At 34.6% G+C, this 24020-nt stretch carries 18 protein-coding genes and 1 tRNA gene; 13 read left to right on the plus strand and 6 right to left on the minus strand.

The genetic code is table 11. From position 1 onward, the window contains the following. Positions 1–142 precede the first annotated feature (142 nt). The 3 genes from DCO46_RS15045 (at position 143) to DCO46_RS15055 (ending at position 2160) form a co-directional block, all read left to right on the plus strand. Positions 143–352: a hypothetical protein gene (locus tag DCO46_RS15045; protein ID WP_116753335.1), complete on the plus strand. Its 210-nt coding sequence runs from the start codon at positions 143–145 to the stop codon at positions 350–352. Between the two features lie 198 nt (positions 353–550). Next, on the plus strand, positions 551–1786 hold the full coding sequence (locus tag DCO46_RS15050; RefSeq protein ID WP_116753336.1) for a metallophosphoesterase: 1236 nt from the start codon (positions 551–553) through the stop codon (positions 1784–1786). A gap of 71 nt (positions 1787–1857) precedes the next feature. Next, positions 1858–2160 (plus strand): thioredoxin family protein, encoded by a 303-nt coding sequence (locus tag DCO46_RS15055; protein WP_115843618.1) that lies wholly within the window; start codon positions 1858–1860, stop codon positions 2158–2160. Between the two features lie 11 nt (positions 2161–2171). Here DCO46_RS15055 and DCO46_RS15060 read toward each other — a convergent pair whose 3' ends face one another. Both DCO46_RS15060 and DCO46_RS15065 read right to left on the minus strand, forming a co-directional pair. Beyond that, the gene (locus tag DCO46_RS15060; RefSeq protein ID WP_116753337.1) at positions 2172–2810 is read right to left on the minus strand and encodes a polysaccharide deacetylase family protein; all 639 of its coding nucleotides are present in this window, start codon (positions 2808–2810) and stop codon (positions 2172–2174) included. Positions 2811–2906: 96 nt separating this feature from the next. Beyond that, positions 2907–6188 (minus strand): DUF2723 domain-containing protein, encoded by a 3282-nt coding sequence (locus tag DCO46_RS15065; RefSeq protein ID WP_116753338.1) that lies wholly within the window; start codon positions 6186–6188, stop codon positions 2907–2909. A 245-nt stretch (positions 6189–6433) separates the two neighbouring features. Between DCO46_RS15065 and DCO46_RS15070 the strand changes: the two genes are divergently transcribed. Beyond that, positions 6434–6504, plus strand: a tRNA-Gln gene (locus DCO46_RS15070). A gap of 145 nt (positions 6505–6649) precedes the next feature. Here the strand turns inward: DCO46_RS15070 and DCO46_RS15075 are convergent. The 3 genes from DCO46_RS15075 to DCO46_RS15085 all read right to left on the minus strand — a co-directional run bounded on the left by DCO46_RS15075 (position 6650) and on the right by DCO46_RS15085 (position 9951). Then, positions 6650–7462: a helix-turn-helix domain-containing protein gene (locus DCO46_RS15075; RefSeq protein WP_116753339.1), complete on the minus strand. Its 813-nt coding sequence runs from the start codon at positions 7460–7462 to the stop codon at positions 6650–6652. Between the two features lie 68 nt (positions 7463–7530). Beyond that, positions 7531–8946 carry an aldehyde dehydrogenase family protein gene (locus tag DCO46_RS15080; RefSeq protein WP_116753340.1) on the minus strand — a complete coding sequence of 472 codons (1416 nt, stop codon included), beginning with the start codon at positions 8944–8946 and terminating at the stop codon, positions 7531–7533. Positions 8947–9126: 180 nt separating this feature from the next. Further along, the gene (locus DCO46_RS15085; protein ID WP_116753341.1) at positions 9127–9951 is read right to left on the minus strand and encodes a universal stress protein; all 825 of its coding nucleotides are present in this window, start codon (positions 9949–9951) and stop codon (positions 9127–9129) included. Between the two features lie 175 nt (positions 9952–10126). On the opposite strand from DCO46_RS15085, the gene rimP reads away from it, so the two are divergent. Genes rimP through infB form a run of 3 tightly spaced genes read left to right on the plus strand, consistent with a single transcriptional unit; the run spans position 10127 to position 14795 of the window. After that, the gene (rimP, locus tag DCO46_RS15090; RefSeq protein ID WP_165828961.1) at positions 10127–10591 is read left to right on the plus strand and encodes a ribosome assembly cofactor RimP; all 465 of its coding nucleotides are present in this window, start codon (positions 10127–10129) and stop codon (positions 10589–10591) included. 13 nt (positions 10592–10604) lie between these two features. After that, complete coding sequence (gene nusA, locus DCO46_RS15095; RefSeq protein ID WP_116753343.1) at positions 10605–11858, plus strand: transcription termination factor NusA; 1254 nt, start codon at positions 10605–10607, stop codon at positions 11856–11858. 57 nt (positions 11859–11915) lie between these two features. Continuing rightward, positions 11916–14795 carry a translation initiation factor IF-2 gene (gene infB / locus DCO46_RS15100; protein WP_116753344.1) on the plus strand — a complete coding sequence of 960 codons (2880 nt, stop codon included), beginning with the start codon at positions 11916–11918 and terminating at the stop codon, positions 14793–14795. Between the two features lie 234 nt (positions 14796–15029). Here the strand turns inward: infB and DCO46_RS15105 are convergent, their stop codons facing one another. Then, complete coding sequence (locus DCO46_RS15105; RefSeq protein ID WP_116753345.1) at positions 15030–15419, minus strand: SPOR domain-containing protein; 390 nt, start codon at positions 15417–15419, stop codon at positions 15030–15032. Positions 15420–15637: 218 nt separating this feature from the next. On the opposite strand from DCO46_RS15105, the gene DCO46_RS15110 reads away from it, so the two are divergent. From DCO46_RS15110 to DCO46_RS15135, 6 genes are read left to right on the plus strand one after another with little or no spacing between them, the layout of a single operon-like run. Further along, positions 15638–16978, plus strand: coding sequence for a c-type cytochrome (locus DCO46_RS15110; protein ID WP_116753346.1), 1341 nt, complete (start codon positions 15638–15640; stop codon positions 16976–16978). A 32-nt stretch (positions 16979–17010) separates the two neighbouring features. Then, positions 17011–20070 carry a TAT-variant-translocated molybdopterin oxidoreductase gene (locus tag DCO46_RS15115; protein WP_116753347.1) on the plus strand — a complete coding sequence of 1020 codons (3060 nt, stop codon included), beginning with the start codon at positions 17011–17013 and terminating at the stop codon, positions 20068–20070. 37 nt (positions 20071–20107) lie between these two features. Next, a complete protein-coding gene (nrfD, locus tag DCO46_RS15120; protein WP_008466839.1) occupies positions 20108–21511 on the plus strand; it encodes an NrfD/PsrC family molybdoenzyme membrane anchor subunit in 1404 nt (467 codons plus the stop codon). Continuing rightward, complete coding sequence (locus tag DCO46_RS15125; protein WP_116753348.1) at positions 21504–22028, plus strand: DUF3341 domain-containing protein; 525 nt, start codon at positions 21504–21506, stop codon at positions 22026–22028. Before nrfD ends, DCO46_RS15125 begins: the two co-directional genes overlap by 8 nt. 8 nt (positions 22029–22036) lie before the next feature. Beyond that, positions 22037–22582, plus strand: a complete 546-nt coding sequence (locus tag DCO46_RS15130) for a c-type cytochrome (RefSeq protein WP_116753349.1) — start codon at positions 22037–22039, stop codon at positions 22580–22582. A 27-nt stretch (positions 22583–22609) separates the two neighbouring features. Further along, a complete protein-coding gene (locus DCO46_RS15135) occupies positions 22610–24004 on the plus strand; it encodes a quinol:cytochrome C oxidoreductase (protein ID WP_116753350.1) in 1395 nt (464 codons plus the stop codon). The last annotated feature ends 16 nt before the right edge of the window (positions 24005–24020 follow it).

The following is a 24020-nucleotide window of genomic DNA, read 5'->3' on the forward strand; positions in this document are numbered from 1 at the left end:
TTTTTTGTTTCCTGAAAAAGATAAAATATAATTAAAAGTTAATTTTTTTTATCCCGGTAAATCTTCATTTAATCTTCATTTGACGATTATATCTTTGACTTATAAATAATGAAAATAATAATAATTTATAAAATTCAAAGTCATGAAAAAATTAGTAATGTTAGCTATAGCGGTTTTAGGAACTACAGCAATGGTAAACGCACAAACAACACCAGCTCAAACAACTCCTGCAAAAGAGGATAAAGCGACTAAACACGACAAAAAAGAAGCTCACAAAAAAGCAAAAGCAGAGAAAAAAGAAGCTGCAAAAACAGAAACGGCTAAGCAGGAAACCGCAAAAGCTAAAAAATAAAGATTGATTTTTTGTTTTTGTGTCATAAATTATTGTTTTGGGTTTATGAGATGATTAATAGAAAATAATTTTGAGTAGAGTAAAAAGGCTGATGAAGAAATTTATCAGCCTTTTTTGAATTATATTTGAGTTAAATTTTTGATAATAAAAAGCAATAAAAATTTCATTCTTTGTTACTTTGCTTAAAACTAAAAACTAATGATCCTTCGTTTTGCCATTCTCTGTGCTCTTTTTTTATTTATTGAGTTCTATTCTTATCAAGCCTTTCGTACTTTAATCAAATTGAGATGGGTTCTGGTTAGTTACCAGGTTATAAGTTTACTGCTTTTAATTTTCATCATTTATTCTTTTTCCCAAGTAGACCGGTCAGTGGGCCAGACCAGACAATTTATGTTTACAACAGGTCTGATGCTGCTTGTATATGTACCTAAAATTGTAATGACCCTAATTTTGTTTGGTGAAGATATTTTTAGAATAGGAGCCAGTATATTAAACTACTTTATTTATAATGCACCAAGAAAAGAGATGATGCCGGACAGGCGAAAGTTTATTAGCCAGATTGCACTGGGGTTGGCAGCAGTACCTTTTTTATCATTAATTTATGGAATTTTTGAAGGAAAATATAATTTCAAAGTAGTTAAGCAGACTATCTTTTTTCCAGACCTTCCGGATGCTTTTGATGGCTTTAAAATAACACAGATTTCAGATGTCCACAGCGGAAGCTTTGATAATCCAGAAAAAATCAATTACGCGATTGATTTAATAAACGAGCAGGAAGCCGATATGATATTGTTTACCGGAGATATAGTAAATACACATGCAACAGAAATGCATCCGTGGTTAGATACTTTCAACCGTATTAAAGATTATAAATATGGTAAGTTTTCAGTTTTAGGAAATCATGATTATGGTGAATATGTAATCTGGCCATCTGAAAAACAAAAAGATGAAAATTTTCAGGAAATCAAAAAACTATATGGTGATATAGGTTTTAAATTGATGTTAAACGAACACACATATATTCAGAAAGGCGATGATAAGATTGCTTTGATTGGAGTGGAGAATTGGGGAGTTAATTTCAAAAAAGTCGGGGATTTAAACAAAGCCTCCCAAAATGTAGCTCAGGATGATTTTAAAATCCTGATGAGCCACGATCCAAGTCACTGGGATGCTGAAATTAAAAATCATCCTAAAAACTTTCATTTATCATTGGCCGGACATACGCATGGTATGCAATTTGGTATTGAAATACCAGGATATTTTAAATGGAGTTTGGCGCAGTACATTTATAAACAATGGGCCGGATTGTATGAAGAAGCAGGTAAATATATATATGTCAACCGTGGCTTTGGTTTTCATGCTTATCCGGGAAGAGTTGGAATTATGCCCGAAATAACCGTTATTGAACTAAAAAAGGGTAAGAATGTGGCTTAATTCGTTAAAAATGCTACATTTGTATTAATTATATCTTTTTAAGAGATTAAAAGAATTAAATTTTTGGTTTTATGTCAAAATTTGGAGAACTTATAAATGCTCAGGTTCCGGTGTTAATTGATTTTTACACAGACTGGAACGAATCATCTGTATCAATGCATCCTGTTATCAAGGATGTGGCTGCTGCACTTGGCGATAAGGCCAAAGTCATTAAGATTGATGTAGATAAAAATCAGGAACTTGCCGAAGCATTACGTATAAAAGGACTTCCTACCTTAATGATTTATAAAGAAGGACAAATGATCTGGAGACAATCCGGAGAACTTGATGCTAATACAATAATAGGAATTGTTCAGGATCAGTTTAATGTATAGTTTTTGATTTATTAGTGAATAATATCAAACGCAAATCCATTTTCCTTTAAAAAATGAAGTGTTTTAGGTAATGCAAATTTTAAATTTTGTGACGCTTTTACACTATCGTGAAAAACAATTACACTTCCTGATTTTACATTTTTTGTAACATTCTCAAGACACTTTTCAGGAGTAATCGTCTGATCAAAATCAGCACTTAAAACATCCCACATTACAATTTTGTAGCCTAGATTTCTTAAGATCCTGGATTGTTCTTTTTTGATCTTTCCGTAAGGAGGACGAAATATCAGGGCAGTTAAGTTGTTTTCTTCAGAGAGAATAGTGGCACAATTCTTTACATTCTCTACATAATCATTCGTTTTACTTTTCCATCCATTAATGTGGTTCATAGTATGGTTTCCTATCGAATGACCTTCATTTATCAGTTTTTCAAATAAAGAAGAATTGGCTTTTATATTTTTTCCGATACAAAAAAAAGTAGCTTTTGCTTCAAACTTTTTTAATTCAGACAAAACCCAATCAGTAACTTCAGGGGTAGGACCATCATCAAAAGTCAGGTATATCTTCTTTTCATTGTTTGGGATATCCCAGCAATATTTAGAAAACACCTTTTTTATAAATGCGTTAGTTTTTACCCAATAGAAGCTCATTTTTACTGATAAGTATTTAGTATATGTAAAAATAAAAAATGTAGCGCTATTTATCAAACAGCGCTACATTTTTTTAATTACTATATTTTTCGTATATTATTCTTTTTCTCTTCCAAAACGTTCAAATACATTTACATATGTATTAAAAGTTGTTTTGTGTTTTTCGTAGAAAGCATTGTCTTTATTTGCTTTCATTACATCCAGTAAACTTCTGTAACGTTCAATATCAGTAATGATATCCATCGCTAAATCTGTTTGGTCTGAACTGCTTAATGTAGCATAATAATTTAACTCCTCTTTGTATTTCTCAACAAGTTTGTTAAGCAAGTCCTGTGCTTTGGCAGGCTGGCCTACTTTGTAATAGCCGTCTGCAAAAGGCTCTACCAACGAGTAATATCCAAATTTATCTAAAGGCAGTTTCGTAACCGCTAAGTTAATTACGTTTTTAGCTTTATCAATTTTACCTTCTTCAATCAGCTGGTTCATTAAACGCGATAAGTTTGTACGGTAAGTGATACTGTTTCTTCTTGTTTCAGGATCGTGATAGATTTTGTCACTCTCGCTGTTGCCCCAGTCCCATTTCATTACAATATCGTACATTTTGTCGGCATCAATCTGTCCCATATCCATTGGTCCTCCATCTTTTGATGGCGTATTTTTTACAGGAACCAATTTGTAAACCATTCCGTCTAACTGTAAATAGTCTTTTAACCATAAATAATCTTCATCATCAAAAGCACCTCCACTAAAATAAATTGGTCTTTTCCAGTTATTGTTAGCCAGAATATCCAACATCATCAGACGGTTTTTATATAAAGCACTTCCTTTGATGTCAATATCAAGATAAGGAACTATAGAGTCGTTATACTTTGGATTAACAACTTTATTTTTGATAATTAAATTTTTGTCAACCGGAACCCTGATTTTATTCGTTGGGTAAAAATGAATTGTCTGTCCGTTTTGTAATCCCACTGTCGATTTTGGATTTTTAATAAAATTAATAAATCCTTTAATGTCCCAACGGGCTTCTGTTTTTGGTATATGAGCTACATAATCCAGTTTGTCTCCAACATATTCAGAATGTGTAAAAGAGATCGGAAGCGGCTCAGATTCATATGATTTCGCTTTCATCTGGTCAATGTACCAATCGGTCATAAATAAGCTGGTATTTACAATTTTTACGTCTGTACGGATGCCCTCAATTTCCTGTGCATACCATAACGGGAAAGTATCATTATCTCCAATCGTAAACAAAATACCATTTTTATCACAAGAATTTAAATATGCTTTTGCCATTGCTACCGCAGTATATTTTCCAGATCTGTCGTGGTCATCCCAGTTTTGAGAAGCCATTAAAACAGGAGCAGCCAGAAAAGTTGCTGCAATAATCACAGGACCTGCAATTTTAGGAGCAATATAATTTTTGATAGTTTCATATAATGAATATACACCAAACCCAATCCAGATTGCAAAGACATAAAAAGATCCGACAAGAGCATAATCTCTTTCACGAGGCTCAAAAGGTCTTTCGTTTAAGTAGATTTTCAGTGCAATTCCTGTAAATAAGAATAAAGCCAAAAGAACATAAAAACTCTTAAGATCTTTATTGGCATGATACATAAGTCCGATCAGTCCTAATATAAATGGAAGGAAGTAATATACATTTCTTCCTTTGTTGTTTAAAACATCCGAAGGCAATTTGTCCTGAGAGCCAAGATGTAAAGAATCAAGAGCCTTGATACCGCTAATCCAGTTTCCGTCTAAATTGTCATATTTTCCCTGAACATCATTTTGGCGTCCAACAAAATTCCACATTAGATATCTCCAGTACATGTATCCAAATTGATATTCAAACATAAAACTGAAATTATCACCGGTAGTTGGTTTTTCGATAATTAAATAATCGCCATAACTTTTCAGGAATTTTACATACCCTTCATTGTCAATTTGTTTTTGTGCATAAGCTTTTCTGAATTCAGAAACTGTTTTTTCAACTTCATTACGTAATTGGGCAGTCGCTTTATTGTATTCGTCCTCCGATAACTGACTTGCATCAATTCCGTATTTTGCCAGATCATCCTCATAAGGATATTCCGGGTTTATTCTAAAACCAGGAGGATTTGTAAAACTGATGTAATTCTGAATATGACCTGTTTCGGTACTCCACATTCTCGGAAGAACAGTTTTCTGATTATCATCAGTGTTTTGTTCGGCGTTTTTATAATTGTTGGTAATAATATATTTACCGGTTTTATAATCTCTTTCGTAGTTAGGCTTTTTGTCTAAGTAAGGCGTTTTTGCATCAAGACCGGCAAAAACCTCAGTGTATTGAGGTCCGTAAAATAATGGGTTTACACCATATTGTTCACGATTGTAATAAGCTAAAACCTCAATTGCATCAGATGGTTTGTTCTCATTGATAACTGTATTTGCATTCGCACGAACAGGAAGCATAATCCAGGTAGAGAAACCAATTAAAATAAACAGGATACAAAGAATAATAGTATTGTAGAAAATCAATCCTTTTTGTCTGGTAAATTTTAATCCAAAATAAAAGAAAGCGATAAAAAGTAAAGCAACAAAAATGGTTCCTGAGTTAAAAGGTAGTCCCATATTGTTTACCATGAAAATCTCGGTTTTACCAAAAAAGGCCATTGTTAGGGGTAAAAGCAATTTAAAAATAAAAAGCAGGATACCTATAACTACTACATTAGCTATTAGAAAGTTTTTTATTGTAATTTTTTCGTAATGCTTAAAATAATATAAAAATCCAATAGAAGGAATAGTCAGTAAAGCCATAAAGTGCACTCCAAACGACAGACCAATTACAAGCGAAATAATCAATAACCATTTATTTCCTTTTGGTTTGTCCATATCTTGTTCCCAACGAAGACCAAGCCAGAATAGTAACGCAATTAACAAAGATGCCATGGCATAAACTTCTGCTTCGACTGCATTAAACCAAAAACTATCTGAGAATGTATAGGCCAGAGCTCCGACAAAAGAACTTCCTAAAATAACAATCGAATTATTTTGATCAATTTCTGTAAAACGGGCTATAATTTTTTTCAAAATCATAGAAGAAGACCAAAACATAAAAAGAATAGTAAATGCACTTGAGAAAACAGACATCATATTTACCATTACCGCTACATGTTGTGCATCTTTCGCAAACATCGCAAAGAAAGCTCCCATCATTTGAAATAAAGGCGCTCCGGGCGGGTGACCAACTTCTAATTTAGCCGCGGTTGCAATATATTCACCACAATCCCAAAAGCTCATGGTAGGTTCAACGGTTAGTGTATAAGTAATTAAAGCGATTGCAAATGCAAACCAACCAATAATTGTATTCCATTTATTGAAATTGAATTGTGCCATATTTAGGTGTTATAATTTTGAATGTTTTCTATCCTACAAAGAAAATGTTTTTTTGTGTAAAGAAACGAGCATTAACAAAAAATTCTGCAAAACTATCTGTGGAAAGTAATTCATTGTCTGTGAGTAGTTTCTGTTGTTAAGCGGGATTCTAAATTAAAAAAAACCTAAAAAAATGATTTTTTTTAGTTAAAAAATTTGCACAAACTAAATAAAGCTTTAAATTTGCACTCGCTTAACGGCACTGCTGGTCTATGGTGTAATGGTAACACAACTGTTTTTGGTGCAGTCTTTCTAGGTTCGAGTCCTAGTAGACCAACATAAAAGCCTCTCAATCGAGAGGCTTTTTTTATGCCATCCTTTTTCTGAAAGTTTAGAATGAAATTTCAAATTCAATTTTCTAAACTAATTTAAGTTTCTCTGAATTGAAGTCTGAAATTTCTTTAAAGTTGATAAAAACAGAATTACTTTGAAAATAAAGAAGAAGGAACAATTCCAAATTTCTTTTTGAATGAAAAAGAGAAATGGGACAAATCTTCAAAACCAACACTCAGATAAACTTCTGACGGTGCTTTTCCTTTTTCTTTGATCAGATAATACGCCTCCTGAAGTCTTTTGTTCAGAAGCCAGTGCCCCGGTGTTTCCTGAAATACTTTCTGAAAGTCTCTCTTGAAAGTTGCTAAACTTCGTCCTGTCAGATAGGCAAAACGGGTTAGATGAACATTAAAGTGGAAATTCTTGTTCATGAAAGCTTCCAGGTCAATTTTCCCCGGTTCGTTAAAATCAAATAAAACATCTTTAAGTTCGGGATTTACTTTTAGTAAAAGATGAACGGCTTCTTTGATTTTTAAATTAAATAAGACTTCATTGTTTTCCTGTTCGACTTCTAAATAGGATAGAAGTGAGGTCATGAACGATTGGTATAAAGGATGAGGGTTTAATGGAATTATAATGCCGTCATGAGGTTTTTTGTCAATTGTAAACTGGTATTCCTGATAGATTTCACGTAGGATTTCCTGTTCCAAAAAAAGCGATATCACTTTAAATTCTCCACCCTCCGGTGGGATTTTTACAAATTTGGCTAAGTGGTTTCTTTTGCTAATGCGAAAGTCACCGGGTTTTGAGTGGTAATTTTTTTTTCCGTCCGAAGCAATCATTTCGCCTGAAATCTGATAGCTAAACACATGTTCAGGTATAAAATGTTCTCCTTCGCGACTGCGCGTGTAGTAACAGGAATATACTATTTTTGGTTTTGTGTTTGTTTTGATTGTTGTCATAATGTAAAATTACGAAAAAGATACAGGAAGTTTTAAAAACAAGACTGCCTGTATCTTGCAGTTTTTTATTATCTGATTAATGCTCTTGGTTCAAGATAAGCTTCAAGGCCTAATGTTCCGAATTCTCTGCCGATTCCAGATTGTTTAAATCCTCCAAATGGTGCCATCGGATCATGTCCAATTTTGTTTATCTGAACACGGCCAGCCTGTAGTTGTGAGGCAACTTTGTAAGCTCTGTCTTCACTTGCAGAACTTACATAGGCCTGTAATCCGTAAGTTGTATCGTTGGCGATTTCGATAGCTTCTTCTTCATCTTTATAAGTGATAATAGAGAGAACGGGACCGAAAATTTCTTCCCTTGCAATTCGCATTTGATTGTTTGCATTTACAAAAACAGTAGGTTTTACAAAGTTTCCATCTTCCAGTCCTTTGGGTTTTCCTAATCCTCCAACAAGTATTTCGGCCCCTTCGTCAATTCCGGTTTGAATGTAATTTTGTACACGCTCATATTGCTTTTTGCTGACCATCGGGCCAACAGCTGTCGTTTGATTTTTAGGATCTCCTACAATTGTGTTTGAGACTGTTTTTGAAACTATATTTTTTATTTCCTCCAATTTGTTTTCCGGAACCAATAGGCGTGTTGCGGCAATACAAGCCTGTCCGCTATTCATAAAGGCCGCTGCAATCGCCATCGGAATGGCTTTTGATAAGTCGGCATCATCAAGGATGATGTTGGGTGATTTTCCGCCAAGCTCCAATGTTACACGCTTCATTGTGTTGACGGCTTCTTTTGCAATCATTTTTCCAACCATTGTTGATCCTGTAAATGAGATTTTTGCAATATCAGGATTTCGGCTGATTTCTGCACCAACAACTTCGCCTAAACCATTTACTATGTTGTAAACGCCTTTTGGTAACCCTGCTTCATGAAAATATTCTGAAATTAACTGAGTCTGTTGTGCGCTCATTTCGCTTGGTTTGATTACAACAGTGCATCCTGCTGCAATAGCAGTTGCTAATTTTCCACAGATAAATCCATTGCTTGAATTCCATGGAATGATAATCCCGACAACTCCAATTGATTCCATTTGCACTTCCGATTCTCCCATAGTTTTTTTGAAAGAATAGGTGTTTAATAGTTTTATGGCTGAGTTGAAACTGTTTGTCATATTATCGAAACTAGCTGATGCAAATTGAAAAGTTCCGCCATATTCCTCGATCATTACATCAACAAATTCCTGCTTTCTTTTTTCAATAGAAGCTTTTAATCTTTGTAAATATTCAATTCGTTCTTCAGTTGTTGTTTTTGAGAAGGTTTTAAATGCTCTTTTGGCTGCATCAATTGCAGCGATCACGTCTTCTGTATTGCCTAATACTACCTCGCCTAATTTTTTATTGGTGGTGGGGCTGATAAGTTCAAATCGTTCATTCCCTTTTGGAGTTACAAATGCTCCATTGATGTAAATTTTGTCAATTGTTTTCATATTGTTTTTAACTAATGATTTATTTGACAAAGTTCAGAAAGAATGTTAATGCCTGCTTTGTTCAAAAGCTCATGTTAACTTTGTTTAAAAGCTCATGATTTGGTGGTTTTCTAAATAAAAAAGCTTCTCTAAATGAGAAGCTTTTTTATTTAGAAAATGTAATTTTTGAACATATGCTAATTAAATTTTAAACGTAATAACAGGTTTTACAGCATGGTTTACAAGTCCTTCGCTGATGCTTCCGTTAAAAAAGTGGGCAAAGCCGGTTCTTCCGTGAGTGCACATTCCAATGATATCTGCATTGATTGCATTTGAAAAGTTGAGAATTCCTTTTTCGATATTGGTATCATTGTAAATGTGGGTCGAATAATTAGTGAGGTTAAATTCAGCAATAAACTCATTCATTGCTTTTTCAATCACATGGGTTGGCTTAAAGCTGTTCGGTGTGCAGATCGTAACCAGATGTAGTTTTGAGTCAAAAACTTTTATGAATTTCAAAAGTTTTTCAAACGGTTTTTTGCTTTCATCAGTAAAATCTGACGCAAAAACAATATTGGCGGGATTAAAATTTGAAATATCTTTTTTGATTACCAAAACCGGAATTTCAGAATTTCTGACCACTTTTTCAGTAGTAGATCCTATTAATAATTCTTCCACACCAGAAGATCCGTGAGACCCCATTACAATTAGATCAACTTCATAATCTTTGCTTACCTGTGTAATGCCATGAATGGGTTTGTCCATCTTTACAATTTCAGTTACAGGAATTCCGTCCAGAAAAGGGCTGGCAGAAACTTCGTCAAGCATTTCATTGGCTTTTTTCATAAAAAGCATAGTCTCGGGTATACTTGCACTCCCTGTAATAGCGTCATTCATTTGATGTGGAAGCTCGAGCATATGCAGTACAATAATTTCAGAATCGTTTTTTTTAGCGATTTGTGCGGCGGCTTTTAAGGCATCTTCTGCATGTTTTGAGAAGTCAGTAGGTACTAGAATTCGTTTCATATCTTTAAGTATTAAATAATGTGAAAATTCTTTTGTTTTAATGCTACTATAAAGATAAGAAATATTTTAGGGTAATCTATTTATTTTGATTTATAAAAAAATCACTATATTTGCACCGTTATTTATTAAAATCTAAATAATGAGGGGACTAAGTGTCCCCTCTTTTTATAAAATTATGACATTTAAAGAAAAAGTAAACACATTAATCTCAGAAGCCCTTCTGGAAAAGCCATCAATCTTTTTGATTGACCTTTCTGTGTCGGATTCTTTTAAAATTAGTGTCGGTTTAGACGGAGATGAAGGAGTGGCGTTGCAGGATTGCATTGATATTAGCCGTGCAATCGAGAATAATCTGGATCGTGAAGAGCAGGATTTTTCTCTTGAAGTTGCGTCAGTTGGAGTAGGATCGCCTTTGAAATTAGTAAGACAGTACAAGAAAAATATTGGTAGAACGCTGATTGTTACTACAAATACTGAAAAAATTGAAGCAGAATTAGTGGAAGCTAACGATGTTTTTATAATTTTGTCTTGGAAAGCAAGAGAACCGAAAAAAGTAGGAAAAGGAAAAGAAACAGTTCAAAAAGAGCAACAAATACCTTATACAGAAATTAAAGAGGCAATTGTTACAGTAACATTTTAATTAAAGAATTCGCATGGAAAATTTAGCATTAATCGATTCATTCTCAGAGTTTAAAGATAATAAACTTATTGATCGTGTAACGCTTATGGCAATTTTAGAGGACGTGTTTAGAAATGCATTAAAGAAAAAATACGGTTCTGATGATAACTTCGATATTATCATTAATCCTGATAAGGGAGATATGGAGATTTGGAGAAGAAGGGTAATTGTTGCTGACGAAGATCTTGATTTTGAAAATGAAGAAATTACTTTGACAGAAGCAAGAATGATTGAGGCGGATTTTGAAATTGGTGAAGAAGTTTCTGAAGAAGTAAAATTGATTGATTTAGGAAGAAGAGCTATTTTGGCTTTGCGTCAAAACTTGATATCAAAAATACACGAACACGATAATACTAATCTTTATAAGCAATTTAAAGATATTATTGGCGATATTTACACCGCAGAAGTACATCACGTACGTCCAAGAGTTGTAATTTTGGTTGATGATGAAGGGAATGAGATTGTGCTTCCAAAAGAAAAACAAATTCCATCTGACTTTTTCCGTAAAGGAGATAATGTTCGTGGAATCATTGAAAGCGTTGAATTAAAAGGGAATAAGCCTCAGATTATTATGTCAAGAACTTCTGAGAAGTTTTTGGAGAAATTATTTGAACAGGAAATTCCTGAAGTATTCGATGGTTTAATTACGGTTAAAAACGTAGTTCGTATTCCTGGTGAAAAAGCAAAAGTAGCCGTAGATTCTTATGATGACAGAATTGATCCTGTAGGAGCTTGTGTTGGTATGAAAGGATCTCGTATTCACGGAATTGTTCGTGAATTAGGAAACGAAAATATTGATGTAATCAACTATACAAACAATATTCAATTGTTTATTACAAGAGCACTAAGCCCTGCAAAAGTTTCTTCTATCAAAATTGATGAAGACAACAAAAGAGCTGAAGTTTTCCTGAAATTGGAAGAAGTTTCTAAAGCAATTGGTAGGGGAGGTCACAATATTAAATTAGCGGGTCAGTTAACTGGTTATGAGTTAGATGTAATCCGTGAAGGAGATGTTGCCGGTGCAACTGCAGATGAAGACGATGTTGAATTAACAGAGTTTTCAGATGAAATCGAAGGATGGGTAATAGAAGAATTTGCTAAAATAGGTTTAGATACTGCAAAAAGTATTTTAAAACAAGAAGTAGAAGATTTAGTAAGAAGAACAGATTTAGAAGAGGAAACAATTCTTGATGTTATGAAAATACTAAAAGAAGAGTTTGATAGCTAGAATAGCTAAATATCTGCTCTAACAACACAAGAAAAAAGGTAATAATAAAAAGGTTATATGTCTGAAGAGAGAGTAATAAGAATAAACAAGGTTTTAAGGGAATTAAATATTTCGTTAGAAAGAGCTGTTGATTATCTAAAAGATAAGGGAATTGCCATTGATGCAAATCCAAATGCAAAAATTTCTGATAGCGAATTTAATATCCTACAAAGCCAATTTGCGGGCGATAAGGGGAATAAGGAAGCTTCTAAAGAGGTTGGAGAAGAAAAAAGAAAAGAAAAAGAAGCATTGCGTGTAGAACGCGAGAAAGAAATTGAAGACAAACGCAGACAAGACGAGGAGCGCCAAAAACAACAGGAAATTATAAAAGCAAGAGCCGTTGTAACAGGACCTGTTCAGGTTGGTAAAATCGATTTGAATCCAAAGAAAACTGCTGCTGTTCCGACGCCGGAACAACCTGCGAAAGTTGAAGAGCCAAAAGCTGTCGTTACTCCTCCTGTTCAAACAGAAAAACCAGTTCAAAAAGAAATTGTTCAACAAGAGCCAGTTGTCGCTCCTGTAGTTTCTGAAGAGAAAAAGGTAGAAAAACCTATTATTACTGAGAAAAAAGAAGTAAAAGCTGAAAGTACTAAAGTAGCTCAGGAACCAGTTGTTTCAACTGACCCTGCAACTGCTGAAGAAACAATCACAACGCAATATCAAAAGTTATCAGGAACAACCCTTACAGGCCAGACAATTGATTTATCTCAATTTAATAAACCTAAGAAAAAGAAGGAAGATCCAAAGATAACTCCAAATAAACCGGGAGCTCCGGGAGCAGGAAATAACGCTAATAAAAACAAGCGTAAAAGAATTGCTCCTAAGCCAGGTACACCGGGTGCTCCAAAACCTGCAACAGGTAATGCACCGGGTACTCCGAATCCTAACAAAATTACACCAAATACCGGTGGAGGAGGTTTTAATGCGAACAGAAGTGCAAGACCTGGTTTTGTAAAAGGAAACCGTCCTGCAATTGTAGCAAAAGTAGAGCCTACAGAAGAAGAAGTAAAAAACCAAATTAGAGAAACTCTTGAAAAACTTCAGGGTAAAGGAGGAAAATCTAAAGCGGCTAAATACAGAAGAGATAAAAGAGAAACGCACCGTCAGAAATCTGATGATGAGCAAAGAGCACTTGACGAAGGAAGTAAAACGATTAAAGTTACTGAATTTGTTACTGTAGGTGAAATCGCTATCATGATGGATGTGCCGATTACTAAAGTTATCGGAACTTGTATGTCTCTTGGAATCATGGTTACAATGAACCAGCGTTTAGATGCTGAAACCCTAACTATCGTTGCCGACGAGTTTGGTTATGAAGTTGAGTTTATCACAGTTGATATCGAAGAAGCTATCGAGGTAGTTGAAGATAGAGAGGAAGATTTAGTTGTTAGAGCACCGATTGTTACTGTAATGGGTCACGTCGATCACGGTAAAACATCTTTACTGGATTATATTCGTAAAGAAAATGTTATTGCTGGTGAGTCCGGAGGTATTACACAGCACATTGGGGCTTATGGAGTAACTTTAGATAATGGACAGAAAATTGCATTCTTAGATACACCGGGTCACGAGGCGTTTACCGCGATGCGTGCACGTGGTGCGCAGGTTACCGATATCGCTATTATTGTGGTAGCTGCGGATGATGATATCATGCCTCAGACAAAAGAAGCAATCTCTCACGCACAAGCTGCAGGAGTGCCAATTATATTTGCAATCAATAAAATTGATAAGCCAAATGCAAATGTTGAAAAAATTAAAGAACGTTTAGCTGGTATGAATTTACTTGTTGAAGATTGGGGTGGAAAAATTCAGTCACATGATATTTCTGCAAAAGTTGGAACAGGAGTTAAAGAATTATTAGAAAAAGTTTTATTAGAAGCTGAGATATTAGATTTGAAATCAAATCCAAATAAAGCTGCTCAGGGAACAGTTGTTGAAGCTTTCTTAGATAAAGGAAAAGGATATGTATCTACAATTTTAGTTCAGCATGGAACTTTAAAAATTGGAGATTATATGCTGGCAGGAAAACACCATGGTAAAATTAAAGCAATGCATGATGAAAGAGGACACGCTGTATTAGCAGCAGGGCCTTCAACTCCGGTGTCTGTTTTAGGTTTGGATGGAGCTGCAACTGCAGGTGATAAGTTTAATGTATTTGAAGACGAAAAAGAAGCAAAACAAATTGCATCTAAACGTTCTCAATTAATGCGTGAACAATCTGTACGTACACAAAGACATATTACACTTGATGAAATTGGACGTCGTATAGCTCTTGGTCAGTTTAAAGAATTAAACGTTATCCTTAAAGGAGACGTTGATGGATCTGTTGAAGCATTATCAGATTCGTTCTCTAAATTGTCTACTGAAGAAGTTCAGATTAATATTATCCACAAAGGAGTGGGTGCGATTACTGAAACTGATGTTAATTTAGCTTCTGCATCAGATGCTATTATTATCGGATTTAATGTTCGTCCTGCTGGTAATGCGAGACAGCTTGCAGATAAAGAAGAAATCGATATCCGTTACTATTCTATTATCTACGCAGCGATCGATGACCTGAAAGATGCAATGGAAGGAATGTTAGCTCCTGAGATGAAAGAAGAAATTTTAGGAACTGCTGAAATCCGTGAGATTTTCAAAATTTCTAAAGTGGGTTCTATTGCAGGATGTATGGTTACTGATGGTAAGATTTTAAGAAGTTCTAAGATCAGAGTTATCAGAGATGGAGTAGTAGTGCATACAGGTGAACTTGTTGCTCTGAAACGTTTCAAAGATGATGTTAAAGAAGTAACTAAAGGATATGATTGTGGTATTCAAATCAAAGGATTTAATGATATCGAAGAAAGAGATGTTATTGAAGCATACCATGAAGTTGCTATCAAAAAGAAATTGAAATAATATTCAATATATAAAAAAGCCTCAATGAAAATTGAGGCTTTTTTTTGCTTTTTTTTTATTGGCGGAATAGCTCAGGCTGATAATTATTATTAATCCGTTTTGCTGTTTAATTAGGTTCTGCGGCAATTAAAATTTTAAGGTGTTGTCTGATATAAATCCGTGAATTAGTGACAAAATAAAACAATGGATATACATAAAAAAAACCACTTAAAAAGTGGTTTAAATATTAGAGTTTTATTTGCCTGGTTTTATTAAAAAGACGCTTTTGTATCTTTTTTTAATTTCAACTAAATTTCGTTCGGCTTCTATTCTTGTTTTAAAATTACCAACCATCACTTTATAATTTGGAGTGTTGAAAATTATAGTGCCATCGAGACTTGTGAACTCTCTTTTAAAATCTGTCAGCGTTTTTTTTGCTTCATCGCTTTTTCCGCTAAAGATTTGGATTCTGTATGTATCGTTTGTACTTATTGATGTGTTAATTTTACGTTTGTCATTAAGTAGTTGTTCAAATTTAGGGTCCTGATTCAGTGTTAAATTTTGGTCCTGGGCATGAATATTATATGCTAAACTCAGCATGGTTAATGTTAAGAAAACTCTTTTGGACGGGGTTAAAATTCTCATAATGTGATGGTTTTTATGCAAAAATAGTATTTAAAGTTTATATTGAAAATTTCAATATTATTTAGAATTGATATAAATTGATATTTAAGAGTATTTTAAGGTTTTGAGAATAGTTCATAAGTCGTATTTTTGTGCAAGTTTTAAAAGAAGGTGTCGATTTTTATTGTTTTTAATACAGAAAAAATCATACCAAAAATTAGTAGATAATTTTATACTATATGAAAAAGGTGGGTAACCATAATTCGATCTCAAGAAAATTGATGCTTAGCTTATCGCTAACGCTGATTTTCTCCCTAACTTCATTTGCTCAAGATCCTGCTGCTGCTGCTCCGGCGGCTACAGAAGCTGCTGCTGCTCCGGCCGCAACCGCTGGAGGTGATCCAGTAAAAGGGAAAGAACTTTTTAATGCAAATTGCGCTGCATGTCACAAATTAGATGCTAAATCAACTGGTCCTGCTTTAAGAGGGGTTGCTGCTAAGCATGATATGGCTTGGATTTACAAGTGGGTGCACAACAGCTCTGATATGATTAAATCAGGCGATGCTGTTGCAGTTAAACTTTTTGAAGAAAACAATAAGTCAGTAATGACTTCTTTTCCTCAATTATCTGAAGGTGATATTGATAATATTATCGCTTATACTTCTGAAGTAAAAGCTGAACCGGCTGCAGCAGCAGGTGGAGCGGCTACTCCTCCTGGAACTCAGGTTGAAGGCGGAGGAATTTCTAACAATATTATTTTAGGGGCTCTTGCTCTTGTAATGGCTATTTTAGTGGTAATGTTGTTCATGGTGAACAAAGTATTAACTAAAGTTGCCGGTAATAATGGAATTGTAGTTGGTCCTAAAGAAGCTAGAACTCCAATTTGGAAAGCATTTGCCAGAAATCAATTTTTAGTATTAGTTACTTCTATATTCTTGCTTTTAGCTAGTGGTTACTTTGTGTACGGGTACCTGATGCAGGTTGGTGTTGATCAGAATTATGAGCCAATTCAGCCAATTCACTACTCTCATAAAATTCACGCTGGTGATAACGAGATCAATTGTAAATATTGTCACTCTGCAGCACGTGTAAGTAAAACTGCTGGTATTCCTTCTTTGAATGTTTGTATGAACTGTCATAAAAATATTTCTGAAGTTGCTGAAACTACTGCTACAGCAGAGTATAGCAAAGCATTTTATGATGCTCAAATCCAAAAGTTATATGATGCAGTTGGATGGGATAAAGCTAAACAAGCATATACTGGAAAAACACAACCTGTAAAATGGGTTCGTATTCATAATTTACCTGATTTCGTATATTTCAATCACTCACAACACGTTTCTGTTGCAGGTGTTGAATGTCAGACTTGTCACGGTCCAGTGCAGGAATTTGAAATCATGAAGCAATATTCTAAATTAACAATGGGGTGGTGTATTGATTGCCATAGAAAAACTGATGTTAAGATGGAAGGGAATGCATATTATGATAAAATTCATGCTGAACTTTCTAAAAAATACGGTGTAGAAAAATTGACTGCAGCGCAAATGGGAGGTTTAGAATGCGGTAAATGCCACTATTAATCGAATTATTAAGATTTTAATATTTATATACAATGTCATCAAACAAAAAATACTGGAAAAGTGTTGAAGAACTAGAAAATGGTTCTATTGTTGAGGCGCTTAGAAATAACGAATTTGTTGAAGAAATTCCTACTGATGAATTCTTAGGAAATGCAGATGCTTTAGCAACATCTGGAACTTCACGTCGTGACTTTTTAAAGTACGTAGGGTTTAGTACTGCAGCGGTAACACTTGCTGCTTGCGAAGGTCCGGTTCACAAGTCTATCCCTTATGTGTTACAACCAGAACAAATCATTCCTGGGGTTGCAGATTATTATGCAACAACTGTTTTTGATGGTTTTGATTTTGCAAACCTTTTAGTGAAAACTCGTGAAGGTCGTCCAATTAAAATTGAAAACAATACTATTGCTGGAGCTAACTTTTCAGCTAATGCAAGAATTCATGCGTCTATTTTGTCATTGTATGACAGTATGCGTTTGAAAGAGCCAAAAGATGCTGGTAAAAATACTAGCTGGTCTGCTGTAGATTTAAAAATTAAATCTAGCATAGCTGAGGCAAAAGCAAAAGGAGGTCAGGTAGTTTTGTTAACAAATACTTTAGCAAGTCCATCTACTGAAAAATTAATTGCAGATTTTATTGCTAAAAACCCAAATGCAAAACATGTTGTTTATGATGCAGTTTCATCATCTGACGCATTAGATGCATTCCAAACAGTTTACGGTGAAAGAGCTTTAGTTGATTATGATTTTTCAAAAGCTTCTTTAATTGTTTCTGTAGGTGCTGATTTCTTAGGAGACTGGCAAGGTGGTGGATATGATTCAGGATATGCAAAAGGACGTATTCCTCAAAATGGGAAAATGTCTCGCCATTTCCAATTCGAATCAAACATGACTTTATCTGGAGCTGCTGCAGATAAGCGTATTCCAATGAGTACTGCTGATCAAAAACAAGCTTTAGTTCAAATATATAATATAGTTGCAGGTGCTTCTGTTCCGGTTTCGTTAGAAGCTAAATTCAAAACAGAAGTTGTTAAAGCTGCTCAGCAATTAAAAGCTGCTGGTTCAAAAGGAGTTTTAGTATCTGGAATTGAAGATAAAAATGCCCAATTGTTAGTTTTGGCTATCAATCAGGCACTGGCTAGTGAAGCTTTTAATACTGCTGGTACAAGACAAATTAGAAAAGGTTCTAATGCGGTTGTAGCTCAATTAGTAAAAGATATGAATGCAGGTAGTGTTCATACTTTGATTATGAGTGGTGTTAATCCAGTTTACACGTTAGCAGATTCTGCTTCTTTTGAAGCTGGATTGAAAAAAGTAAAAACATCAGTTGCTTTCTCTTTAAAAGAAGATGAAACTGCATCTGTTACTACAATTGCTGCTCCGGTTGCTCATTATTTAGAAGCATGGGGTGATGTCGAAATAACAAAAGGGACTTATAGTCTGACTCAGCCAACTATTCGTCCTATATTCAATACGAAACAATTTCAAGACGTTTTATTATCGTTAAATGGAATCCCTGGAACTTTTTATGATTATATCAAAGCTAACTCAGCTGGTATTATTGCAGGTTCTTCTTGGAACAAGGTTTTACACGATGGTGTTTTTGTAGTTGGTTCTACTGCTTTATCTGCAGGTGCCGTTGATTATGCAGCTGCTGCAAATGCAGTTTCAAAATCAAAACCTGCTGGAGAATTCGAATTAGTATTGTATACTAAAACTGGTATGGGTGACGGACAACAGGCTAATAACCCTTGGTTACAAGAGTTTCCTGATCCAATCACAAGAGTTTCATGGGATAACTATGTTACTGTTTCGAATGCAGATGCTAAAAAACTTGGTTTAACAAATGAAATTGTTGCTAACGGTGGTTTGAATGGTAGTTATGCTACAATTACAACAGCTGATGGTGCTAAGTTAGAAAACGTTCCTGTAATTGTTCAACCAGGTCAGGCTGTTGGTACAGTAGGTTTGGCTGTTGGTTACGGTCGTAAAGCAGCTTTGAAAGAAGAAATGCAAGTAGGTTTAAATGCTTACGCTTTATATAAAAACTTTAATAGTGTTCAGGCTATTTCTATTGCGAAAGCAAATGGAGAACATGAGTTTGCTTGTGTTCAGGGTCAGAAAACATTAATGGGTAGAGGGGATATTATTAAAGAAACCACTCTTGAAATTTTTAATTCTAAAGATGCTGAACATTGGAATGAACAACCAATGGTATCTTTAGATCACCAGGAAGTTGAAGCTACAACAGTAGATTTATGGGAGTCATTTGATCGTTCGACAGGACATCACTTTAACCTTTCAATCGACTTAAACGCTTGTACAGGATGTGGAGCATGTGTTATTGCTTGTCATGCTGAAAACAACGTACCAGTTGTAGGTAAAGCAGAAGTTAGAAGAAGCCGTGATATGCACTGGTTGCGTATTGACAGATACTATTCTTCTGAAAGTACTTTCGAAGGTGATAATGAAAGAAAAGAAAACATCGCTGGTTTATCTAGTTCATTATCTACATTTAATGAAATGGAAAAACCTGGAGATAATCCACAGGTTGCTTTCCAGCCAGTTATGTGTCAGCACTGTAATCACGCACCTTGTGAAACAGTTTGTCCTGTTGCTGCAACATCTCACGGTCGTCAGGGTCAAAACCATATGGCTTACAACAGATGTGTAGGAACTCGTTACTGTGCAAATAACTGTCCTTATAAAGTTCGTCGTTTTAACTGGTTCTTGTATAACAAAAACAGTGAATTCGATTATCACATGAATGATGATTTAGGTCGTATGGTATTAAATCCAGACGTAAACGTTCGTTCTCGTGGAGTTATGGAAAAATGTTCTTTCTGTATTCAAAGTACTCAGGCTGTTATTCTTCAGGCAAAACGTGAAGGCAGAGTAGTAGCTAAAGACGAATTTAATAATGCTTGTGCATGTTCAGCTGCTTGTTCTTCTGGAGCAATGGTATTTGGAGATGTTAATGATAAAGAAAGTGAAGTTGCTAAACTTGCTGAAAGTGAAAGAATGTATCACTTATTAGAGCATGTTGGTACAAAACCAAACGTTTTCTATCATGTTAAAGTTAGAAACGTTTAGTAAAAATAATTATTAATTAGAAACAATATAAAGGATTATGTCGTCTCATTACGAAGCACCCATTAGAAAACCTTTAGTTATAGGTGATAAATCTTATCACGACGTAACAGTAGATGTAGCTGCTCCTGTTGAAGGACCTGCAAATAAGCAATGGTGGATTGTATTTTCTATCGCATTAATAGCCTTCCTTTGGGGATTAGGCTGTATTATTTACACTGTATCTACCGGTATCGGAACATGGGGATTAAATAAAACAGTTGGCTGGGCTTGGGATATCACCAATTTCGTTTGGTGGGTAGGTATCGGTCACGCAGGAACGTTAATTTCTGCAGTATTATTACTTTTCCGTCAACGTTGGAGAATGGCGATTAACCGTTCTGCAGAAGCAATGACTATCTTCTCAGTAGTTCAGGCAGGTTTATTTCCAATTATTCACATGGGACGTCCATGGTTGGCATACTGGGTATTACCTATTCCAAATCAATTTGGATCTTTATGGGTAAACTTTAACTCGCCGTTACTTTGGGACGTATTTGCAATTTCTACGTATCTTTCAGTGTCATTAGTTTTCTGGTGGACTGGTTTATTACCTGATTTCGCAATGCTACGTGATAGAGCAATAACACCTTTCAATAAAAGAGTATATTCTATCCTAAGTTTTGGATGGAGTGGAAGAGCAAAAGACTGGCAACGTTTTGAAGAAGTATCTTTAGTATTAGCTGGTTTAGCTACTCCTCTTGTACTTTCTGTACATACAATTGTATCTATGGACTTTGCTACTTCTGTAATTCCGGGATGGCATACAACAATTTTCCCTCCGTACTTCGTTGCAGGAGCGGTATTCTCAGGATTTGCAATGGTAAATACCTTGTTGATCGTTATGAGAAAAGTTTCTAACCTTGAAGCTTACATTACATTACAGCATATCGAATTAATGAATATCATTATCATGATTACTGGTTCTATTGTTGGTGTAGCTTATATTACTGAGTTATTTGTAGCTTGGTATTCAGGAGTAGAATATGAGCAATATGCATTCTTAAACAGAGCTACCGGACCTTACTGGTGGGCATATTGGTCAATGATGACTTGTAACGTTTTTTCTCCACAATTTATGTGGTTTAAAAAATTAAGAACAAGTATCATGTTTTCATTTATTATTTCGATTGTAGTAAACATCGGAATGTGGTTTGAAAGATTCGTAATTATTGTTACTTCTTTACATAGAGATTACCTTCCATCTTCTTGGACAATGTTTTCACCAACATTTGTAGATATTGGTATTTTCATCGGTACAATTGGTTTCTTCTTCGTATTGTTTTTATTGTATTCAAGAACTTTCCCTGTAATTGCTCAGGCAGAGGTAAAAACAATTTTGAAAGGAACAGGAGATAATTACATTAGAGAAAGAGCAAATAGTAAAGATTCACATCATGAGTAATAAAGTAATATACGCCATTTATAATGACGATGATATTTTGATGGATGCAGTAAAGAAAACCAGAGCTGCACATCATCATATTGAAGAGGTTTTTACTCCATTCCCAGTTCACGGATTGGATAAAGCAATGGGATTAGCACCAACGAGATTAGCTATATGTGCTTTCTTATATGGATGTGTTGGTATCTCTGTTGCTACAACTATGATGAGCTATATCATGATCCATGACTGGCCTCAGGATATTGGTGGAAAACCAAGTTTTAGTTTCATTCAGAATATGCCATCTTTTGTGCCAATTATGTTTGAGATGACTGTATTTTTTGCAGCTCACTTAATGGTAATTACTTTCTATATGAGAAGTAGATTATGGCCATTTAAAGAAGCTGAAAATCCAGATGTAAGAACAACGGATGATCATTTTTTAATGGAAGTAGCCGTGAATGATAACGAGGCTGAATTGGTTTCTTTCTTTCAAGGAACAGGAGCTGTTGAAGTTAAAGTAATAGAAAAGAATTAATTGTAGCTATGAAAAGGATATATAAAATAACACTTTTAGTTGGTATAACTATTTTAGTTTCATCTTGCCACAATAATTCGGCACCAAACTATCAGTATTTCCCAAATATGTATGAATCTGTTGCTTACGAGCCTTATACAGAAGCAAATATATTTAAGGGAGGAAAAGAAGGACAGCTTCCTGTTGCAGGAACTATCAATAGAGGTTTTGAACCTTATGAATATGAAAATTCAACTGCTGGTTATGAATTGGCTAAAGCTAATTTGAAATCGCCTTTGGATTCTATCGAGAGAAATTCCGGAAAAGGAAAAGAACTTTTCGAAATTTATTGTATCAGTTGCCATGGTGCAACTGGAAACGGTAAAGGTAAATTGGTTGAAAGAGAAAAATTTCTTGGAGTACCTAGCTATAAAGACAGAGAAATTACTGAAGGAAGTATCTTTCACGTAGAAACTTATGGTTTAAATGCAATGGGTTCACATGCAAATCAATTAAGTGCCCACGAACGTTGGTTAGTTGCTGACTATGTTCTAAAACTAAAAAGCCAATTATAATTGTTGAACAAACTGATCGTAATAGATATGTATACATTTTCAAGTAAATTAAAAACTTTTTCTATCATCTTAATGGCCGTTGGTTTATTAGGAATTGGGTATGGTTTTTTAAGTGCGCCAAAAGATATTCAAGAAGTTGAAAAAATACTAGCTGCAGATGCTCATGGTTCCCATGGTGCAGCGCATGAAGAGAAAGCGGAGGCATCTCAGAAAGAAGCTGGACATCATGAAACTGCAGAAGTGGCACATGACTCTCATAAAGGAGCTGAGCACGCAGAAGTTTCAGGAGCAAATGAACACGAAAAACATTTAGAACACGTATTGCACCAATTGCAAAATAAGCCTTGGTCTGCCTTATACGTTGCTTGTATTTTCTTTTTACTACTTTCTATGGGGGTTTTAGCATTTTATGCTATACAACAAGTTGCTCAGGCAGGTTGGTCACCAGTTTTGTTTAGAGTTATGCAAGGTATTACTGCTTTTTTACCAGCAGGTTCTATAATTTTCTTTATTATTTTAGTTCTTTGTGGATTGCATTTTAATCATATATTTGTTTGGTTAGGTGAAGGTGTTACAGAACAGGGTAATCCTAACTACGATGCAATTATTGCAGGAAAAGCAGGTTACTTAAATTTCCCATTTTGGATAGCAAGAGCTTTTATCTTTTTATTAGGATGGAATTTATATCGAATTTATTCAAGAAAGAACTGTTTAGCTCAAGACGAAGCTACGGATGATCTATACTACAAAAAGAATTTTAAAATGTCTGCCGGATTTTTAGTATTCTTCATTGTTTCTGAATCAATTATGTCTTGGGACTGGATTATGTCATTTGATCCACATTGGTTTAGTACATTATTCGGATGGTATGTATTTGCTTCTTTCTTTGTAAGTGGTATTACTACTATTGCATTAGTAACAGTTTATTTAAAATCAAAAGGATATTTAGAGTATGTAAATACTAGCCACATTCATGATTTAGCTAAATTTATGTTTGGTATTAGTGTTTTCTGGACTTATTTATGGTTCTCACAATTCATGTTAATTTGGTACGCAAATATTCCTGAGGAAGTAACTTACTTTGTAACAAGAATTCAGTTATATAACTTGCCTTTCTTTGGTGCTGTAGTTATGAACTTTGTTTTCCCATTGTTAATATTAATCAATACAGATTTCAAACGTCTTAATTGGGTAATTGTAATGGCAGGTGTTGTTATCTTACTAGGTCACTATGTTGATTTCTTTAATATGATTATGCCAGGTACAGTTGGAGATAAATGGTTTATTGGTGTTCCTGAAATTGCATCGATTCTATTCTTCTTAGGTTTATTTATTTTTGTTGTATTTAATGCATTAACTAAAGCTCCTCTGTTAGCAAAAAGGAATCCTTTCATTGAAGAAAGTAAACATTTTCATTATTAATATTTAAAGAAATAAA

The organism is Flavobacterium sp. HTF (assembly GCF_003105115.1).
In the GTDB taxonomy this organism is placed as follows: Bacteria; Bacteroidota; Bacteroidia; order Flavobacteriales; family Flavobacteriaceae; genus Flavobacterium.

What these genes read in the sequence shown, in the direction of transcription:
- DCO46_RS15050 (WP_116753336.1), top strand. Translation starts at nt 551, where the DNA reads ATGATCCTTCGTTTTGCCATTCTCTGTGCTCTTTTTTTATTTATTGAG.
- nrfD (WP_008466839.1), top strand. Translation starts at nt 20,108, where the DNA reads ATGTCGTCTCATTACGAAGCACCCATTAGAAAACCTTTAGTTATAGGT.
- DCO46_RS15060 (WP_116753337.1), bottom strand. Translation starts at nt 2,810, where the DNA reads ATGAGCTTCTATTGGGTAAAAACTAACGCATTTATAAAAAAGGTGTTT.
- DCO46_RS15075 (WP_116753339.1), bottom strand. Translation starts at nt 7,462, where the DNA reads ATGACAACAATCAAAACAAACACAAAACCAAAAATAGTATATTCCTGT.
- DCO46_RS15085 (WP_116753341.1), bottom strand. Translation starts at nt 9,951, where the DNA reads ATGAAACGAATTCTAGTACCTACTGACTTCTCAAAACATGCAGAAGAT.
- DCO46_RS15130 (WP_116753349.1), top strand. Translation starts at nt 22,037, where the DNA reads ATGAAAAGGATATATAAAATAACACTTTTAGTTGGTATAACTATTTTA.
- DCO46_RS15135 (WP_116753350.1), top strand. Translation starts at nt 22,610, where the DNA reads ATGTATACATTTTCAAGTAAATTAAAAACTTTTTCTATCATCTTAATG.
- rimP (WP_165828961.1), top strand. Translation starts at nt 10,127, where the DNA reads ATGACATTTAAAGAAAAAGTAAACACATTAATCTCAGAAGCCCTTCTG.
- DCO46_RS15125 (WP_116753348.1), top strand. Translation starts at nt 21,504, where the DNA reads ATGAGTAATAAAGTAATATACGCCATTTATAATGACGATGATATTTTG.
- DCO46_RS15065 (WP_116753338.1), bottom strand. Translation starts at nt 6,188, where the DNA reads ATGGCACAATTCAATTTCAATAAATGGAATACAATTATTGGTTGGTTT.
- DCO46_RS15055 (WP_115843618.1), top strand. Translation starts at nt 1,858, where the DNA reads ATGTCAAAATTTGGAGAACTTATAAATGCTCAGGTTCCGGTGTTAATT.
- DCO46_RS15080 (WP_116753340.1), bottom strand. Translation starts at nt 8,946, where the DNA reads ATGAAAACAATTGACAAAATTTACATCAATGGAGCATTTGTAACTCCA.
- nusA (WP_116753343.1), top strand. Translation starts at nt 10,605, where the DNA reads ATGGAAAATTTAGCATTAATCGATTCATTCTCAGAGTTTAAAGATAAT.
- DCO46_RS15105 (WP_116753345.1), bottom strand. Translation starts at nt 15,419, where the DNA reads ATGAGAATTTTAACCCCGTCCAAAAGAGTTTTCTTAACATTAACCATG.
- DCO46_RS15045 (WP_116753335.1), top strand. Translation starts at nt 143, where the DNA reads ATGAAAAAATTAGTAATGTTAGCTATAGCGGTTTTAGGAACTACAGCA.
- infB (WP_116753344.1), top strand. Translation starts at nt 11,916, where the DNA reads ATGTCTGAAGAGAGAGTAATAAGAATAAACAAGGTTTTAAGGGAATTA.
- DCO46_RS15115 (WP_116753347.1), top strand. Translation starts at nt 17,011, where the DNA reads ATGTCATCAAACAAAAAATACTGGAAAAGTGTTGAAGAACTAGAAAAT.
- DCO46_RS15110 (WP_116753346.1), top strand. Translation starts at nt 15,638, where the DNA reads ATGAAAAAGGTGGGTAACCATAATTCGATCTCAAGAAAATTGATGCTT.